The organism is Helicobacter equorum (genome assembly GCF_900198655.1).
Taxonomy (GTDB): domain Bacteria; phylum Campylobacterota; class Campylobacteria; order Campylobacterales; family Helicobacteraceae; genus Helicobacter_F; species Helicobacter_F equorum.
This window is the reverse complement of sequence record NZ_FZPO01000009.1, coordinates 69,223-86,854: the sequence shown is the minus strand read 5'-3', so window position 1 is coordinate 86,854 and position 17,632 is coordinate 69,223. Positions and strand designations below refer to the sequence as shown.

At 37.6% G+C, this 17,632-nt stretch carries 16 protein-coding genes and 2 pseudogenes; 11 read left to right on the top strand and 7 right to left on the bottom strand.

What is annotated here, in order from left to right:
• The first annotated feature begins 66 nt into the window (after positions 1-66).
• Entirely contained in the window at positions 67-927 is an 861-nt protein-coding gene (argB, locus tag C6H22_RS02320; RefSeq protein ID WP_104693724.1) for an acetylglutamate kinase, read from the top strand.
• A 66-nt stretch (positions 928-993) separates the two neighbouring features.
• On the opposite strand, the pseudogene C6H22_RS09155 reads toward argB, so the two are convergent.
• The 3 genes and pseudogenes from C6H22_RS09155 to C6H22_RS02305 form a co-directional block, all read right to left on the bottom strand.
• Positions 994-1,251 (bottom strand): annotated as a pseudogene (locus tag C6H22_RS09155) (R.Pab1 family restriction endonuclease); the annotation flags it as partial.
• Positions 1,252-1,683: 432 nt separating this feature from the next.
• Complete coding sequence (locus C6H22_RS02310; RefSeq protein WP_104693723.1) at positions 1,684-2,733, bottom strand: N-6 DNA methylase; 1,050 nt, start codon at positions 2,731-2,733, stop codon at positions 1,684-1,686.
• 6 nt (positions 2,734-2,739) lie between these two features.
• Positions 2,740-3,951, bottom strand: coding sequence for an argininosuccinate synthase (locus C6H22_RS02305; RefSeq protein WP_104693722.1), 1,212 nt, complete (start codon positions 3,949-3,951; stop codon positions 2,740-2,742).
• Between the two features lie 175 nt (positions 3,952-4,126).
• On the opposite strand from C6H22_RS02305, the gene C6H22_RS02300 reads away from it, so the two are divergent.
• The 5 genes from C6H22_RS02300 to C6H22_RS02280 all read left to right on the top strand — a co-directional run bounded on the left by C6H22_RS02300 (position 4,127) and on the right by C6H22_RS02280 (position 9,532).
• A complete protein-coding gene (locus tag C6H22_RS02300) occupies positions 4,127-4,831 on the top strand; it encodes a thioredoxin domain-containing protein (RefSeq protein ID WP_104693721.1) in 705 nt (234 codons plus the stop codon).
• A 19-nt stretch (positions 4,832-4,850) separates the two neighbouring features.
• Positions 4,851-6,245 (top strand): aminotransferase class V-fold PLP-dependent enzyme, encoded by a 1,395-nt coding sequence (locus C6H22_RS02295; RefSeq protein ID WP_233706995.1) that lies wholly within the window; start codon positions 4,851-4,853, stop codon positions 6,243-6,245.
• A gap of 75 nt (positions 6,246-6,320) precedes the next feature.
• Positions 6,321-7,334, top strand: a complete 1,014-nt coding sequence (locus C6H22_RS02290; RefSeq protein ID WP_104693720.1) for a glycosyltransferase family 2 protein — start codon at positions 6,321-6,323, stop codon at positions 7,332-7,334.
• Positions 7,334-9,121, top strand: a complete 1,788-nt coding sequence (locus C6H22_RS02285; RefSeq protein ID WP_104693719.1) for a glucosyltransferase domain-containing protein — start codon at positions 7,334-7,336, stop codon at positions 9,119-9,121. The genes C6H22_RS02290 and C6H22_RS02285 overlap by 1 nt, the downstream gene beginning before the upstream one ends.
• Before the next feature lie 18 nt (positions 9,122-9,139).
• The gene (locus tag C6H22_RS02280; RefSeq protein ID WP_104693718.1) at positions 9,140-9,532 is read left to right on the top strand and encodes a GtrA family protein; all 393 of its coding nucleotides are present in this window, start codon (positions 9,140-9,142) and stop codon (positions 9,530-9,532) included.
• Positions 9,533-9,538: 6 nt separating this feature from the next.
• On the opposite strand, the gene dcd is transcribed toward C6H22_RS02280, so the two are convergent.
• Positions 9,539-10,105, bottom strand: a complete 567-nt coding sequence (gene dcd / locus C6H22_RS02275; protein ID WP_104693717.1) for a dCTP deaminase — start codon at positions 10,103-10,105, stop codon at positions 9,539-9,541.
• Positions 10,106-10,216: 111 nt separating this feature from the next.
• Between dcd and accB the strand changes: the two genes are divergently transcribed.
• The 5 genes from accB to C6H22_RS02250 are packed head-to-tail and all read left to right on the top strand — an operon-like array spanning position 10,217 to position 15,621.
• Positions 10,217-10,678, top strand: coding sequence for an acetyl-CoA carboxylase biotin carboxyl carrier protein (gene accB, locus C6H22_RS02270; protein ID WP_104693716.1), 462 nt, complete (start codon positions 10,217-10,219; stop codon positions 10,676-10,678).
• A gap of 9 nt (positions 10,679-10,687) precedes the next feature.
• The gene (locus tag C6H22_RS02265) at positions 10,688-12,040 is read left to right on the top strand and encodes an acetyl-CoA carboxylase biotin carboxylase subunit (protein ID WP_104693715.1); all 1,353 of its coding nucleotides are present in this window, start codon (positions 10,688-10,690) and stop codon (positions 12,038-12,040) included.
• Positions 12,041-12,085: 45 nt separating this feature from the next.
• Entirely contained in the window at positions 12,086-13,267 is a 1,182-nt protein-coding gene (locus tag C6H22_RS02260) for an MFS transporter (protein ID WP_104693714.1), read from the top strand.
• A gap of 48 nt (positions 13,268-13,315) precedes the next feature.
• A complete protein-coding gene (locus C6H22_RS02255; RefSeq protein WP_104693713.1) occupies positions 13,316-14,716 on the top strand; it encodes an alanine/glycine:cation symporter family protein in 1,401 nt (466 codons plus the stop codon).
• 2 nt (positions 14,717-14,718) lie between these two features.
• Complete coding sequence (locus C6H22_RS02250; protein ID WP_104693712.1) at positions 14,719-15,621, top strand: NAD(P)H-dependent glycerol-3-phosphate dehydrogenase; 903 nt, start codon at positions 14,719-14,721, stop codon at positions 15,619-15,621.
• Between the two features lie 62 nt (positions 15,622-15,683).
• Here the strand turns inward: C6H22_RS02250 and C6H22_RS02245 are convergent, their stop codons facing one another.
• From C6H22_RS02245 to pseH, 3 genes and pseudogenes are all read right to left on the bottom strand, one after another.
• Positions 15,684-15,965 carry an HU family DNA-binding protein gene (locus C6H22_RS02245; protein WP_104693711.1) on the bottom strand — a complete coding sequence of 94 codons (282 nt, stop codon included), beginning with the start codon at positions 15,963-15,965 and terminating at the stop codon, positions 15,684-15,686.
• Between the two features lie 120 nt (positions 15,966-16,085).
• Positions 16,086-17,090 (bottom strand): pseudaminic acid synthase, encoded by a 1,005-nt coding sequence (gene pseI, locus C6H22_RS02240; RefSeq protein WP_233707000.1) that lies wholly within the window; start codon positions 17,088-17,090, stop codon positions 16,086-16,088.
• Between the two features lie 54 nt (positions 17,091-17,144).
• A pseudogene (gene pseH, locus C6H22_RS08820) lies at positions 17,145-17,624 on the bottom strand (UDP-4-amino-4,6-dideoxy-N-acetyl-beta-L-altrosamine N-acetyltransferase); the annotation flags it as partial.
• Positions 17,625-17,632: the final 8 nt, after the last annotated feature.

The window sequence follows — 17,632 nt, the reverse complement described above, 5'->3', positions numbered from 1 at the left end:
TGTGCTCCTTAATGTTTTTTAGGTAATAATAATGCAAAAAGATAAATTTCTTATCAAAGGCGCTCTATGCAAAAAACTTACAAAACACAGCAAAAAATAGTTAATGTCCTTTTGGAATCTATTCCCTTTATTCGTGCGTTTCGTGAGGAAATAATTGTCATTAAATATGGCGGCGCTGCACAATTAAACCCCAATTTGAAAGAAAATTTTGCACTTGATTTGGTGCTTATGTATATGGTTGGAATTCGCCCTGTTGTCGTGCATGGTGGTGGAAAACGCATTGATGAAATGCTTGCTAAACTAGAGATACAGAGCCATTTTCTTGATGGTTATCGTGTAACAAGCAAAGAATGTATGCAGGTTGTAGAGATGGTGCTAAGTGGCGAGATTAATAAAGAACTTACGGCATTTTTAAATCTCCATGGGGCTCGTGCAGTAGGGATAAGTGGCAAAGATGGTATGATGCTTAGTGCGCGCGCCAAAGATAATGGTACATTTGGTTACACAGGGGAGATCACAAGTGTCAATACACAATTACTTGAGAAACTATTGTATGAAGGGTTTGTGCCAATCATTGCACCTATTGCAAGCGGAGAAGATAGCGTGGGGTATAACATTAATGCCGACATCGCGGCATGTGAGATTGCAAAGGCATTGCAAGCAAGCAAGATTATTTTTCTTAGCGATATTCCAGGTGTACTTGATGAGCGCAAAGAGCTTATTAGTTCGCTCACACCTCGTGCTATAGAATCTTTGCAAGAGCGTGGTGTTATTAGTGGCGGTATGATCCCAAAACTTGAGGCATGTGTGGGGTGTGTGCAACATGGTGTCAAAAAAGCACATATTATTGATGGGCGGATCGAGCATTCACTGCTTTTGGAGCTTTTTACCAAAGAAGGCATTGGCACACAAATTGTGTGTGATTAGATAACAGGACTTAACCATTAATCAAAAAATATATTTTGAAAATAATTCACAATGATTAAGTTTAAATTAAAGTATATAATCTAATATTTGCAAGCAATCATATTGATGTGTTTTGCTAAGCATTCCAAAGATTCTAAACATTTGAATAAATACTTCTATATTTTGTTTATTTATCTCCAAATAACCATTCTCTTTGCTTTGTATGCATCTCCCAACAAAACTTTGATTCTTGGAATCCTTTAAGCTGCTTAATGCCACGCAAAAATAGAGCATTGGCATAATGCCAACTGCATATTGTTTTTCTTTTATGATAATTTCGCAAAGTAGGTCTTTGTTTGAAAATTGATGAACTAAAAGTGGATAGCTGACACTTGATTTTAAAAAAAGTTAAATTATTCATTGCCTCTTTTGTAAAATTGCTTCTTGTTATTTTTTCTCTATATTCTATAAAATCCTTATTATTTTGAATTTCATATTTTAATACTTTTAATGCCCTGCAGTCTATAAGCTTATATTTTAATACGTATTCTAAAAATTCACTTAGCTCATATATTTGTTTTCTTTTTCCATTAGCACCAATAAAACGATACTCTTCATTGCCATCTACTAATTTATCATAACCTATCTGCCATTCTATATAATGCTTATGCGTAATAATTGTTCTTGTCGGAGGAACTGGGATTCCATAATCACTAAATGCCAACCTCTCTTTAATACGAATCTTACCCGTTACTTTGCTTAGTGGAAATTCATACTTTAAGCACATACATACTCCCTAAATAACCTATTAAAATAATTTTTAATACTAGAATTATCATCTAAACTCAAGAACTCTTTTTCAATTTTTATAAACTCTTTGTGATTAATAAAAACATCTAAGTTACCAAAATAATAGGGCAAGTCTTTTGCAAATTTTTTAAAATGATGAACATAGTAGTAGTATTTTACATTCTCACTAAATACCCTAATGGTATTTGAATTGTAATTTGGCATGAATGTGGCATTTCGTTTGAGTGCATTGATATCACGCATCGTATGAAAATATGCCACCTCCTTTCTGGAATCCTTTGGATTTGGATATTTTGTAATATAATTACCTATAAAATCAAATTTATTTAACACAAAAGTTTGTCCTTCATAAGTTTTAAACTCATAGTTTTTAATAAAATTAAAATCCATTCCCTTATTATTCTTTTCATATAATGCAATAACAATAGGGAAAAATGTTTTTGAGTTTGTAAAAAATGCGGAGCTAATAATTAAACAATCAAGAAGTCTATAATTACTTTTAAAATCAAATAAAGCATTAAAATTTGTCTGCTTAATCAAATAAGAAAGAGGATGTAAGACACAAATATATTGTGGCTTAAGAACCGCAAATGAACGTAAAAATGAGATTCCTAAATCTCTATGCATTAATTTAGAATCCATTTTAAACACTTCTTTTTTTATGGAATTATTCACTATTGAAGTTTTATCATTATAGGGAGGATTTCCTATAATGATTAATTTTTGATTTTCATCAATATTGAATTTTGCTCGAGAAACATTTAAAAGTGAATTTGTATTGATAGTTTTTATAGATTGATCCACTTTCTTTAATGCAATTTCATCAATATCAGCCCCCAAATATTTATATTTTTTAATAAAAAAATCTCCATAACCACAAGAGCTATCAAAAAATAAAAAACTCTTCAGATCCTCAATTTTACTTTCTAGTATTTGGTAAGCAATATCGACAATGAATCTTGGGGTATAATATGAACCAAGATTTATTGTATCAATTTTATTTAGGTGTTGTTGCATTTGTGCTTACTTTCTTGCTTTCCCGGCGATGATAAATCTTAGTGCATTGAGCTTAATAAACCCTGTAGCGTCTTTTTGATTATACACAGAATCTTCCTCAAAGGTGCTATAAGCTGCATTAAAGAGGGAGTTTTTGGATTCTCTACCTAACACGGTTACATTACCTTTATACAGCTCTACTCTCACGACACCCTCGACTTTTTCTTGTGTTTTATCAATCAACGCTTGTAATGCCTCGCGCTCTGGGCTAAACCAATAGCCATTATAAACAAGCTCGGCATATTTTGGCATTAGCGAATCTTTTAAATGTGCCGCTTCTCTATCAAGACATAGAGATTCTATGGCACGATGTGCTTTTAGATAGATTGTTCCACCCGGAGTTTCATAACACCCACGCGATTTCATACCCACATAGCGATTTTCTACCAAATCAAGTCGCCCAATGCCATTTTCACCGCCAAGCTTGTTGAGTTTTGCCCAAAATTCTGCAGGGCTTAGCTTCTCGCCATTGATTGCCACGCCATCGCCTTTTTCAAAACTAATCGTAATAATGGTTGGGGTATCAGGGGCATTTTTGGGGCTTACGCTCCATCGCCACATATCTTCTTCAGGTGCAACATTTGGATCTTCTAGAATCTGTCCTTCATAGCTTATATGTAAGAGATTTGCGTCCATTGAATAGGGCGATTTGTTTTGCTTTTTTTCAATCTCAATGCCTGCAGATTCTGCATAAGCCAAAAGTTTTTCACGACTATTTAAATCCCATTCTCTCCAAGGTGCAATGACTTTTATATCAGGATTTAGTGCATAAGCTCCAAGCTCAAATCGCACTTGGTCATTACCTTTGCCAGTTGCTCCGTGCGCTATGGCATCAGCACCTACTTCTCTAGCGATTTCTACAAGTCTTTTGGCAATTAATGGGCGCGCGATGCTTGTGCCAAGGAGATATTCCCCCTCATAAATCGTATTTGCCCTAAACATAGGAAATACAAAATCGTGTATAAATTCTTCACGCAAATCATCAATAAAGATGTTTTGCGGTTTTATGCCTAATTTCAAGGCTTTTGCTCGTGCAGGTTCTACTTCTTCACCTTGCCCAATGTCTGCTGTAAAGGTTACCACTTCGCAACCATACGTGTCTCCAAGCCATTTGAGAATCACGCTTGTATCAAGCCCACCGCTATATGCCAAAACTACTTTTTTGATATCTGTAGTCATAATGCTCCTTTTGCAGTCAATTTTTATGAAACATTATAACAAAATGTCTAAAAAATATCTTGAGAGAGTATTGGCTATGAGTGGTTATGTGTGAAATTTAAGCCCATTAAAAGAGCAAAAAGCTTACAATCCCAACGCAAAATTTTCTAAATAAGTTTTATAATAAGGGGTATGCATGAGAGTTTTTTTTGCTATTATGATATGTGTGTGTAGCCTTTGGGGTGCGGATAATGCAAAGCAAAAACTCCAAACGCTTTTAGATTCTAAAAAAATCCCAGCAAAAGTGCTTAGCACACAAGAGTTAGGACATAATCTCCTTGCGGTGGTTTTGGAGCATAACCAAAATGGTGAGCAGATTATGCTTTTTGGCTCTAGTGATGGTGAGGTGCTTTTTGGCATTGGTGAGTTGATGTGGAGTAGGGATAATACATTTTTGACAAAATTTGATCGCATACAGACAGAATTTACAAACGCTCAAAAGGCTAAAGTTGATGCAAAAGCCATAAAACTTTTTGACACTTACAAAGACCAAGTGATCACATTTAAGGCAAAAAAACCTACACAAAATACTATGTATATAATCTCTGATCCGATGTGTCCGTATTGTTTAAAAGAGCTTGAGAATCTCTCTTCGCGCTTAGAATCTAGTAATGTTGCTATGCTGATTGTGGGATTTTTGGGTGAAAATTCGATCAAAAAAGCCAGTGAAATTTTTGACAAAAAAACAAATGATGAATCTAAAAATCTCGCGTTGCTTACAACAATCTATAGCAGGGAATATAAGCCAAAAGATTTGCAAAATCAAAAAGTCTTAGAAATTAGCCAAGCAGTCGCACAGGCAGGAGTGCATAGTGTGCCATATATCATAGAATCTAAATAAATTATAGAATCTTATTGACATGGATATTCAATCATTTATTCAAAAATTTTTTGCACCCTTACTAAGTCGTGCGGATATGGGTTTTGATGAGGTGTTGGAGGAGGTGCGTGAGCACACGATCTTAGATTCACAAAGCACGTATTTTGATTGGACGGCTTCAGGACTTGCGTATGCAGTCATAGAATCTCGCATACAAGAGATTTTGCCTTTTTATGCCAATACACATTCATTTTCTGCTACGCATGCACGAGCTATGGGGGCATTGTATGAGGAGGCACGCTTTAGGCTCGCTAAAAGTCTTGAGCTTGATGATGAATTTGTGTTGATAGGGTGTGGTTCTGGCGCAAGTGGAGCGATTAAGAAGTTTCAAGAACTCTTAGGGATCTATATCCCACCAGCTACACGAGAGCGATTGTCGCTAGATTCACTACCAAAACTTCCTAAGGTTTTTATTAGTTCATACGAACATCATTCTAACGAAATTAGCTTGCGCGAGGGTTTGTGTGAGATACAAAAGATTGCTTTAGATTCCATGGGGCATTTTTGTGTGAATGATTTTAGCAACAAGCTTCAAAATTATCACAATGATGAGATAATCGCTTCCATCGCTCTTGCTTCCAATGTAAGTGGTATTATATCGCCTTTTGAAGAGATTGCGCATGTGTTTAGACGCCATGCACTTAAGGGTATCCTCGCCTTTGATGCCGCAAGTAGCTCACCATATATGAATATTCCCTCGCATTGTTTTGATGCACTTTTTCTTGCGCCTCATAAATTACTTGGTGGTGTGCAGAGTTGCGGTTTACTTGCAGTGCGAAAAAGCCTTTGTCAGAATCCTATACCAAGTTTTAGCGGTGGGGGCACGATTGAGTATGCAAATGATAATGGACAACTCTATGTCCAAAGTCTCGCGCACAAAGAAGAAGCAGGCACTCCTTATATCATCGGATTTTTGCGTGCAGCACTTGCCTATCAGCTTCGTAATGAGATTGGGCTAGAACACATTAGGCGTCGTGAGAGGGTGCTAAGCCATATTTTTCTCAAAGAGCTTAAAAGCATTCCGGCATTGACATTGTATGGACATCAGAGTGAGACAACAGAGAATCTAGGAATTTTTAGTTTTAATATCGCGTGTGTTTCGCCATTTGATTTAAGTATGCTTTTAAGCCAAAAATTTGGGATTCAAACTCGTGCTGGCTGTAGTTGCGCTGGACCTTATGGGCATTATCTTATGGAGTTAGATTCGCTAGAATTTACTGCACCACAATCACAAAAACTTCTTTGTGATTTGCTCCAAAACCCCCACAAACGCCCCGGATGGATCCGCATAAGTTTGCACTATACACACACCATAGAGGATATACAATATCTTGTCGAAAGCTTGCATAAGTGTGTGAAGATTTTACGCACTTAACAAAAGACTTAGCAAAAAAAGTATACAATCCCACTTGTATTCTTACAAATACATTTCATTGGTATGGAGGCGTGTATGCAGGAGTTAGATTCTACACATATTTCAGTCGTTGTGCCTTGCTATAACGAAGAGGTGTCTCTCCCAAAGTTTTTAGAGGAAATCACAAAAACTATGAGTGGAGTAAAACATCTCTTCCCCCAAGATAGTAAGCCTTTTTATGAACTCATTTTTGTCAACGATGGGAGCAAGGATAAGACTTTAGAAATTTTGTATGATATGCAAACAAACCATACAGATTCCGCATATCGTATCAATGTATATTCTTTTTCGCGTAACTTTGGCAAGGAAGCAGCGATTTTAGCAGGACTGCAAAAAGCAAGAGGCGAAGGTGTAATTTTATTGGATGCGGATTTGCAAGATCCTCCTAGTCTCATACCACAAATGATACAAATTTGGCTAGATTCTAGGCGCGAAATAAAAGTCGTGTATGCGCGTCGCACGACACGAGCTGGCGAGAGTAAGATACGTGCAGCACTAAGTGAAATGTTTTATAAGTTCTCTAATCTCATTTCAGAAGTCAAAATTGAATCTGGTGTGCGCGATTTTCGCCTTATGGATAGAGAAGTGATTGATGCGCTTTTAGAGATGAAAGAATATCATCGATTTTCAAAGGCAATGTTTGCGTGGGTAGGATTTAAAAGACAATGTCTTGAATATGAATATATCCCGCATTTTAAAGAATCTTCTAGTTGGAGTTTTTGGAAACTCTTTAAATACGCTATTGAAGGTATTGTAAGCTTTAGTACCGCACCTCTTAGAATCGCGTTTGTGCTTGGATCGATCATTAGTCTTTTTGCATTTGGGTATGGAATTTATCGTTTCATATTTACCCTTTTGTATGGAAATCTCGTGCCTGGATACCCAAGTCTTATCGTGCTTATTAGTTTTATTGGTGGGATTCAGTTGATGCTTTTGGGTGTGATTGGAGAATATATCGCAAGAATCTATGAGCAAGTCAAAATGCGTCCTATCTATATTTTAGAAGATTTTAAAGAAACACAATCTTTACATACCACCAAGGAGAAATAATGCGCAGAAATATATTTTCAAAAGCCCTTAAAGAGTTTGTTATCACTTCATGGGCATTTTTTCACACACAGGGATTTTGGAAGTATGTCTTTATAGCATTTTCCTTGTATCTTGTAGGGATTATGGCCCTTATTCGTGCTGATGTGTATTATATCGATGATTGGAATCGTGCGGTTATCGGCTATAAAGAATGGGATAACTTTTCACGCTATATTAGTTGGTTTTTGGCTACTTTTATGCATATGGATACCGTGCTTGCTGATATTGCACCGCTTACACAGCTTGTTGCTATTGGGTTTTTAAGCTTTGCTTCTGTGATTTTGGTGTGGAGCATTCGTGAGGTTATTTGGAAAAAAGAAGATAGCATATGGGAAGAGAGTGAAGTCCCACATAAAAAACGCTTGACGGTTTTAGGTATCATCGCTTCATTACCCATTGGGCTTTCGCCTTATTTCTTAGAGGAGCTTTCATTCCGTTATGATTCGCCTTATATGGCGCTCTCTGTGCTGTTTAGTGTGATTCCATTTGTATTTATTCACCATATGCGCGCCTATATCCCTGTAGGGATTCTCTCTTCTTTGGGAATGTGTATGACATATCAAGCAAGTAGCGGGATAGAAGTTATTTTGGTGTTATTTTTTGCATTTTTGATGTTTAACCAAACAAATGCTGGATTGAAAAAAACTATTATTTTTGTCGCAGTCTCACTTACAAATTATCTCATTGCGCTTGGTATTTTTAAGCTCTTTATTATGCACCCTATGTCACACGCTCAAGCAAGCACAAGTATGCTTCCAAAAGAGGAATTAATTAGCGGGTTTATGCGCAATCTTGATATGTATCTTGATTATTTGTGGCATGATTTTGGGTGGAGTGGTATCAAGATTTGTTTCCTACTTCTTGTGGTATTTTTCTTGTTATCTGCGTTAGTGCAGTCTAAAATCAATAAGATTCTAGCGCTTGGTATAGCAATGATCGCACTTGTGCTTGGTATTTGTCTTTCATATGGCACATACCTTGTGCTTTCTCAACCTCTTACGCGTCCTCGTGCATTTATTGGTATAGGCGTATTTACCGCGGCTTTGGCGATTTATGTCGTTAGCGCATGGCGGGGATGGGCATATAAGAGAGAGGATCAAAAGCGAACAAATTCTGAAAAACTTGCCACAAGAAATGGCGCTCAAAGATTATTTTTCGTGCTTTCTGCGATTGTGGTTGGTTTCTTTTCTTGGTCGCTTGTAGTGTTTGCAAACTCTTATGGTAATGCACTTTCTAAACAGAATGAATACCAAACTTTCAGGGTTACCATTCTTTTAAATGATTTGGCAAATATTGTCCCCAAACAAGCCTCATCCGAAGATTATCTTTTTAGGATTAAGGGTTGGGTTACCTCATCACCTGTTTTGGAAAATTCTTCAAAAAGCAATCGCATAATGAAGCGTCTCGTATCTCTTACTGATGGAAAATGGTGGGTGCGCACAGTGATGAAACATTATGGTTGGGGTGATGTGCCAGATGAGCAATTAGAGGTTATTCCAGAATCTGAAGATTGGGATAAGCTTAAAACTGATGCGCGATGTAATCCAGAGACTGCTGGTAAGCGATTAAGACTTATTGATAATCGTTATCATAGAATCGAAACATATCCTGCTTGCACAATCATAGAATTTAAGGGATATGAACGCTATGTGCATAAAGAAAATGATGAAAGCATACAAGATGAGGATACGGAATCTAATGTAGATTCACAAAGCACTAGTGATTCTTTGGTGTCGCAGAAGTCATAAGAATATTTTAGGTTTTGTATGCGTAAGAAACTACAGGCTGTGCTCTCACATTCGTTAGTGCTTTATATATGTGTGGGCGTCATAAATACATTTGTAGGCTTAGGCTGTGCTTTTGTGCTTACATATTTTGGTGTCATGGTAGAGCTTTCCCAAACCATAGGCACGATTTTTGGTGTCCTAAATTCTTACGTGCTAAATAAAAAATTTACTTTCAAATCCCAAAATTCGCATAAACAAGATTTTGTGCGTTTTATTGTTGCTATGGGTGTGGCTTATGGTGCAAGTATGATCGTGCTTAGTGTTACACACAGAATCTTTGGAATTAACGAATATATAACACTTCTTTGCGCGCAAGTAGCCTATACGCTTGTAGGTTATGTGGTTAGCCGATTTTGGGCATTTAAGCAGTAATTAGGTTTAGTGTTTGAGAATTTTCGGCAAAGTAATGCCTCTTTGCCCTTGGTATTTACCACCTCTATCTTTATAACTTACCTCGCATATTTCATCGCCTTGTAAAAATAAGACTTGCGCAATCCCTTCATTAGCATAGATTTTAGCCGGAAGTGGCGTAGTATTGGAAATTTCTATAGTGATATGTCCTTCAAATTCTGGCTCAAATGGCGTAACATTGACAATAATTCCACATCGTGCATATGTGCTTTTACCAAGGCAAATGGCAAGCGTGTCGCGAGGCATTTTGAAATATTCTATGCTATGGGCTAGTGCAAAAGAATTTGGAGGGATAATGCAATATTCTTTGACACGTTTTATGATTACATTTTCTTCTTTGAAATTCTTGGGATCTACTAATGTAGCACCTATATTGCTAAAGATCATAAACTCTTCACCTACACGAATATCATAACCATAGCTAGAAAGTCCATAACTAATGGTTTCTTTACTCACTTGCTTTTCACAAAATGGCTCTATCATCGCATTTTGCAAACTCATTTCTCGTATCCAAGTATCTGATTTAAGACCCATAAACACCCCTCATTATTGTGAAGTTGCAAGATAGGCTAAGAAATAACCTTGCTTTACTTGAAAATGTGGTATTATAGCAGATTAAATTTTGAATTTTAGAAGGTGGGTTAGATGAACTTACAAGAAATCAAAAAACTTATGGAAGTTTTTGGAAATAGTCAAATCGCAAAACTCAATCTTAAAGACGGAGAGTTTGAGTTAAAGCTTGAGAAATACACAAGTGTTGCTCCAGTGAGTGTTCCACAAGCTCCAGTTGTATCTCCTGTAGTTTCAAATGAAGCATCACAAGCCTTGGCTTCTACACCAGCTCCAGTGGCTCCACAAGCCCAAGGTGGAGAATTTATCGCTTCTCCAATGGTTGGAACATTTTATCGTTGCCCAAGCCCGGGTGCAGCCCCTTATGTCAATGTTGGTGATACGGTTAAAAAAGGACAGACTATCGGCATTATTGAAGCGATGAAGATTATGAATGAGATTGAAGCAGAATGTGATTGTAAGATTCTTTCTATTGAGGTAGATGATGCTACACCAGTTGAGTTTAGTACTAACCTTGTGCGTATCCAAAAACTCTAAGGTATTCCTATGGGCACAAAAAAAATACAAAGAATCTTAATAGCAAATCGCGGAGAAATCGCACTAAGAGCTATTAGGACTATTCAAGAAATGGGTAAGCAAGCTATTGCTATTTATTCTACCGCCGATAAAAACACACATTATCTTGATATAGCCGATGCAAAGGTATGCGTAGGTGGAGACAAGTCAAGTCAGAGTTATCTCAATATCCCAGCCATTATGAGCGCAGCAGAACTTTTTGATGCCGATGCAATTTTTCCGGGTTATGGATTTTTGTCTGAAAATCAAAACTTTGTAGAGATTTGTGCGCATCATAATATCGAATTTATCGGACCTAGCAGTGAAGTAATGGTGCTTATGAGCGATAAATCCAAGGCTAAAGATGTGATGAAAGAAGCAGGTGTGCCTGTGATCATGGGAAGTGATGGCGCACTTAAAGATTATAAAGAAGCCCAAAAGGTTGCTGAAGAAATAGGCTATCCTGTGATTTTAAAAGCTGCTGCAGGTGGTGGTGGACGCGGTATGCGCGTAGTTGAAAAACCTGAATTTTTAAAGAATCTGTATCTTGCAGCTGAATCTGAAGCGGTAAGTGCGTTTGGTGATGGCACAATTTATATGGAAAAATTTATTCGTAATCCAAAGCATATCGAAGTGCAGATTCTAGCCGATAAGCATGGCAATGTTGTGCATATTGGTGAGCGTGATTGTTCGGCACAGAGACGACAACAAAAGCTTATCGAGGAAGCTCCTGCAGTTGTGCTTAAAGAAGAAGTGCGACAAAAACTTTTAGAAACAGCAGTCAAGGCGGCTAAATATATTGGTTATGTGGGTGCTGGGACATTTGAATTTTTGCTTGATGCAAATTACGAAGATTTTTATTTTATGGAGATGAATACGCGTTTGCAAGTCGAGCATACTGTGAGTGAGATGATTAGCGGGCTAGATCTTGTAGAATGGATGATACGTATTGCTGAAGGCGAAAAACTCCCACCACAAGAGAGTATTACGTTTAGGGGACATAGTATAGAGTGTCGCATCACTGCTGAAGATCCTGAAAAATTTTATCCATGCCCAGGTAAAATTACCAAATGGATAAGCCCAGGTGGTGCCAATGTGCGTCTTGACACTCATGCGTATGGTGGTTATAGTGTTCCTATGCATTATGATTCTATGATAGGTAAGCTCATTGTATGGGGACACAATAGACAAGAAGCTATCGTTAGAATACATCGCGCACTTAAGGAATTTTGTATCGAAGGTATCAAAACAACCATTCCTTTTCATATCAAAATGATGGAAAATAAAGATTTTCATGATTCTGTTATTCATACAAAATATTTGGAACAAACGTTTTTGTCGTAACTCGTATATAAATGTAAGTTATGTAATCTTTAATATGATTGTAGTATGTCTATGACAAAACTTGACAAAAAGATTCATACGCTGACACACAAGCCTCTGTTTTTGGTGGCATTGTTTGCAAGCACTTCAATGACTGTGCTTGGAAATGTTGTTATCTCACCCTCACTTCCTGCGCTTAGTGAGCATTTTGCTCATATTCCTCACGCTGATGTGCTTGTCCCACTGATTCTTACTATTCCCTCGCTTTTTGTAGTGTTTTTTTCACCTATAGCTGGCATAGCAATTGATACATTTGGAAAATTGCGTTTCTTGCTTCCTTCGATGGTAATTTGGAGTAGTGCAGGGGTGCTTGGATTCTGGCTTGATAATATTTATTATATTCTGATTTCGCGTTGTGTTTTTGGTATAGCTACGGCATTTGTGATGACTTCCGCTTCGATATTAGTGGCGAGTTATTATACAGGTAATGAGCGACAAAAAATGCTTGGAGTTCAGGGTTTTGCCACAGCCGGAGGAAGTGCAGTATTTTTAAGTATAGCTGGGTATTTATCTGCATTGAGTTGGCGTTATCCATTTTTGGTATATTTTTTGGGTTTTGTATTTTTTATTTTGGCAAGTATATATCTTTTTGAGCCAAAAACGCCTAAACACATACCACAAGAACATGTAGATGATGAGCCTTTTAGAATCTGTCCATTTATTCCAGTATATTTTATGGGCTTTTTTGTCATGGCTACGTATTTTGTCTCACCCACGCGCTTACCATTTTTTATCACGCAGTATTTGCATGAGAGTCCAAAGATTGTGGGAATTTCTATGGCAATTTCTGCATTATCGTTTGGTATTATCGCGCTTTTTTATGAGCGTATTAGAATCTACCTTAGTATTAAACAAGTGTATCTCATAGCTTTAGCTGCCATGGGAAGTGCGTTTTTAATCTTTTTTGTGTTTCATACATATTTGGTTGTGCTATTTGCGCTTATTTTGCTTGGCTGTGGCTGTGGTCTTATTGTTGTCAATAACAATTCATATCTTTTTAGTATTGCTAAACCTCATCATACAGGTAAGGCTATGGGCTTTATGAGCTCTTTTATGTTTTTAGGGCAATTTGCCTCGCCACTCATTACCCAGCCATTTATACGACTTTATGGGCTTTTAGAGCTTTTTTTGGGACTTGGAATTACTATTTTTGTGCTTTTGGTGGCAGTAGGTCTAAGAAAAATGTAAGATTAAGGACTTTATGATAGTAAAATTACTACTGGCAAAGGGGAGTTTATGCAACATATTATGCTTTTTTTTGAGTCTATCAATGCCTTTCTTTATACATATCTCTTGGTTTTTATGCTTATTGCGTGTGGAATCTATTTTAGTATTCGCACACGATTTATTCAATTTCGCTTTTTGCCACAAGTCTTAAAGATTTTGCGCGAAAAATCACATGAAGAGCATGTATCATCATTTGGGGCATTGATGATTTCTACTGCATCGCGCGTAGGAATAGGAAATATTGTGGGTGTGGCAGTTGCAATGAGTGTCGGAGGCGTGGGTGCGCTTTTTTGGATGTGGGTTACTGCTTTGCTTGGTGGAGCGAGTGCCTTTGTAGAAAGTACGCTTGCGCAAGTGTATAAACGCAAAGATGGTGCTTATAATTATAAAGGTGGTCCTGCATATTATATACAAAGCGCATTGGGTTCTAGAAGTTTTGGGATTGTGTTTGCTATCTCGCTTATAGCGTGTTTTACATACGGGTTTAATGGCTTACAAGCTTACACGCTTACTTCTGTTTTTGAGATATACATAGGTCAAGATTCATTTCAAAATAGTTATTTTACAATCTTCCTTGGTATTTTGTTGTCAATATCGGTAGTGGGATTTTTTTATGGTAAACATAAATCTTCTGCATTTATTGCTTCTGTGCTTGTGCCAATTATGGCAATTGGGTATTTTGGTGTTGCGGCTTTTGTGATCATAATGCATTTTGCTGAATTGCCTCGTGTGTTCATGCATATCTTTGAACAAGCTTTTGATTTTGAGGCAATTTTTGGAGGTTTTGCTGGAAGTGCTATGGTGATAGGTATCAAGCGTGGTTTGTTTTCTAATGAGGCAGGTATGGGTTCTGCACCAAATGCTGCAGCTGCCGCACACACTACACACCCAGCTAAACAAGGCATGGTGCAAACACTCTCTGTGTTTATTGATACAATTATAATTTGCACCGCTACTGCGCTCATGGTGCTTTGTTCTCAAGAGAATCTTCATGGGCTAAAGGGGATGCCGATTATGCAAAAGGTCATGCAGGGATATTTGGGAGAGTTTGGATTGCATTTTGTGAGTGTCGCTGTTATACTTTTTGCGTTCACTTCGCTTATTGGTAATTTTTTTTATGCACAGATGAATTTTAAGTTTATTACCGATAACAAAATAGCTCTTAATATTTTTCGTGCAAGTGCGGTGCTTATGGTTTTTGTTGGGACACAGATAGGTTTTGATCTTGCGTGGGATTTGGCAGATATTTTTATGGGAATTATGGCTATTATCAATATTGTAGCAATTGTATTGCTTGGAAACATTGCATTGCGTGTGTTGCATGATTATGAAGTGCAACGCAAGGCAGGAAAAGATCCACGCTTTAAGGCTTCTAGTGTGGGGATTACCAATACAGAGTGCTGGAAATAATTATGGCTAGCGTGAGTGTTTTTGGTGGTGGATCTTGGGGGAGGGCTTTAGCTTTTTCGCTTTCGCAAAAAAACGAAGTGTGCATTGTATCTAGGCGTGATGTGAGGGATATGGTCGCTGCAAATATTAGGCAAGTAGAGCTTACTGAAGCCTTGATGAGTGAATATTTTGTCATAGCAATTGCAACAAATGCCTTAAGGGATTGGTTGGGAGGTATAGCATTACCCAAAGATTGTAAGATTCTTGCTGCCTCTAAGGGCATAGAAACTGCGCATAACGCATTTGTGAGTGATATTTATGCGCAATACACATCACAAAATAATGTCGCCTATCTGTGTGGTCCAAGTTTCGCTTCAGAAGTGCTACAATCATTGCCTTGCGCACTTGTGATTCATGCACATAATCTTTTGCTTGCTCAAGAGTTTGGAGCACTTATGCCAAGTTTTATTAAAACCTATGAAAGTCTTGATGTGATAGGCGGTGAGATAGCTGGAGCGTATAAAAATGTCATCGCTATTGCTGCAGGAATCTGCGATGGATTGAATCTAGGAGCAAACGCCAAAGCCTCATTATTGGCGCGTGGTCTTGTGGAGATGAATCGTTTTGGCGAGCATTTTGGTGCAAAGATGGAGACATTTTTGGGTCTCTCTGGTGCTGGAGATTTGTTTTTGACATCAAATTCTACAATGTCGCGCAACTATCGTGTGGGATTAGGACTTGCAAAGGGCAAAACAATGCAAGATATTCTGTGTGAGCTAGGAGAGGTTGCAGAAGGTGTAAAAACTTCAGAAGCTATCACAAAAATTGGACAAGAAAAAGGCATTTATGTGCCTATTGCACACGAAGTGTATGCGATCACAGAAGGAAAGAATATTAAAGAAAGTCTTGATACGCTAATGAAATAAAAGAATACAAAAAAGAATTAAAAAAAGAGAATCTAGGGCATATCCCTAGAAAGTAAGCAAAGTTATTTTTTGCTCACAAGGTCTTTCAAACCTTTACCAGGTCTAAATTTAGGAACTCTCTTTTCTTTAGTAGTATATGTCTTGTTGGTTCCAGGAACTTTACCTGTTTTTGCTTTTTGGATAGCAGTCTCAAATTTACCAAAACCAACTAATTCAACACTTTCTTTTTTAGCAAGTGCTTTAGTTACAGCTTCTATAAAAGCATTTACTGCTCTTTCAGCATCTTTTTTTGTTTCAAACTTTCCTGCAATTTTAACAAGTTCAACAAAAGTAGCCTTGTTCATGATAAACCCCTTGTGATAAAATTTTTTAGAGACGCGCATATTTTAGCGAGTTTTATACAAAAGTCAAGGCTTGGGGGTGTTTTTGGGATATTTTACATGAAAATTCTCCATGATACACATTTAGATGAAATCTTGTTGAGTGAGTGGTTCTCCGAATTTGAGATCGCGTGATGCTTTACGCCCTAAAAGGGTTTCATAATTTCGTGGATGTAGCCCACCATTTGGTCGCAATATTTTGATATTTTCTCTTGTGAGTTCTTCACCCATTGCTATATCTCGTGCTACCCAAATGCTTCTAGCAAACTCACGCCCATGTTTTTGTGATATTCTAAAATTCTCATTTCCCATAATCTCACGCACACGCGCAATATCTTTGACAAGCTCACTAAATTCTTTTGCATCAAGGCTAAATGCACTATCTAGGCTTTGCAAATTTTTGTCTAAAATGAAGTGTTTTTCTATCATACTAGCCCCAAGTGTTGCAGCCATACTCGCACACAGAGTGCCAAGCGTATGATCAGAGAGTCCAAACTTTACACCAAATCTCTGCCCAAATGCACGCATACTTGCTAGGTGCATAGAATCTAATGGTGCAGGATAAGCACTTGTGCATAAAAGTAGCGTAATATCACGCACCCCATGCTTCTTGCATAGTGTTATTGCTTCTTGGAGTTCTCGTTCATCGGCTATACCACTTGAGAGTATCATAGGTTTTTTTAGTCTTGCCACATATTCTATAAGCTCAAGATCTAGCACCTCAAAACTCGCAATTTTATACATAGGGCAATTAAGAGATTCTAAAAAATCTACCCCTTGCTTAGAAAATGGCGAACTAAAGACAAGTAACCCCAAATCTCGCCCTAATTTAAAAAGCTCTTCATGCCATTCCCAAGGCGTTTGTGCATTTTTATAAAGTTCATAGAGGTATGTATCTTTCCATAGCCCCTTTTGTATTTTAAAGTATTGATTTTTTGCATCAAGCGTGAGACAATCTGGCGTGTAGGTTTGGAGTTTTATGGCATTTGCACCACTTTTGGCGATTGCATAGAGTGATTGACGCGCGATCTCTAAACTTCCGCAGTGATTAGCGCTAAGCTCTGCTACAATTAGAGGCGTGTGTGTCATTTGTGTGGATTGGATTGTAAGATGTTGTTTGAGTGTTTTGCTCATAATGCACACATCACAAAATACATCATCATGTAACACAAAATCTTGCAAAATGCCATTATGTGTGAATCCAGCCTTTTGATAGAAATCTAGGGCGCGTTTATTGGTGCTCATTACTTCCAAAAACAAAGTATGCAAACCAAACTCTTTAAGGGCAATATGCTCGATAACGTGTAGTATTTTTTGCCCCTTGTGCGTGATATGTGTGACGTGTGGGTTGGTATAGATTCCAAGATAAGCATGTTTGTATCGTATGCGCGTGAGTGATCCAACTCCAAGGATACAATTTTTGTGCAAAATAACCCAATAGCGTTGCGTTGGATCTTGCTTTAGATGTTTGACAAACTCAAAATGTCCTTTGTGCGTGATATGTGTGCTATACATCCATTGTGCGACTTGTGGTGTGTTGCGGATAGCTAAAATTTCTTCTAACATATGTTTATCACAAGAGCAAAAATCTCTTGCTTCATAGCCACGTATTGTATAATTCATTGTTTCCT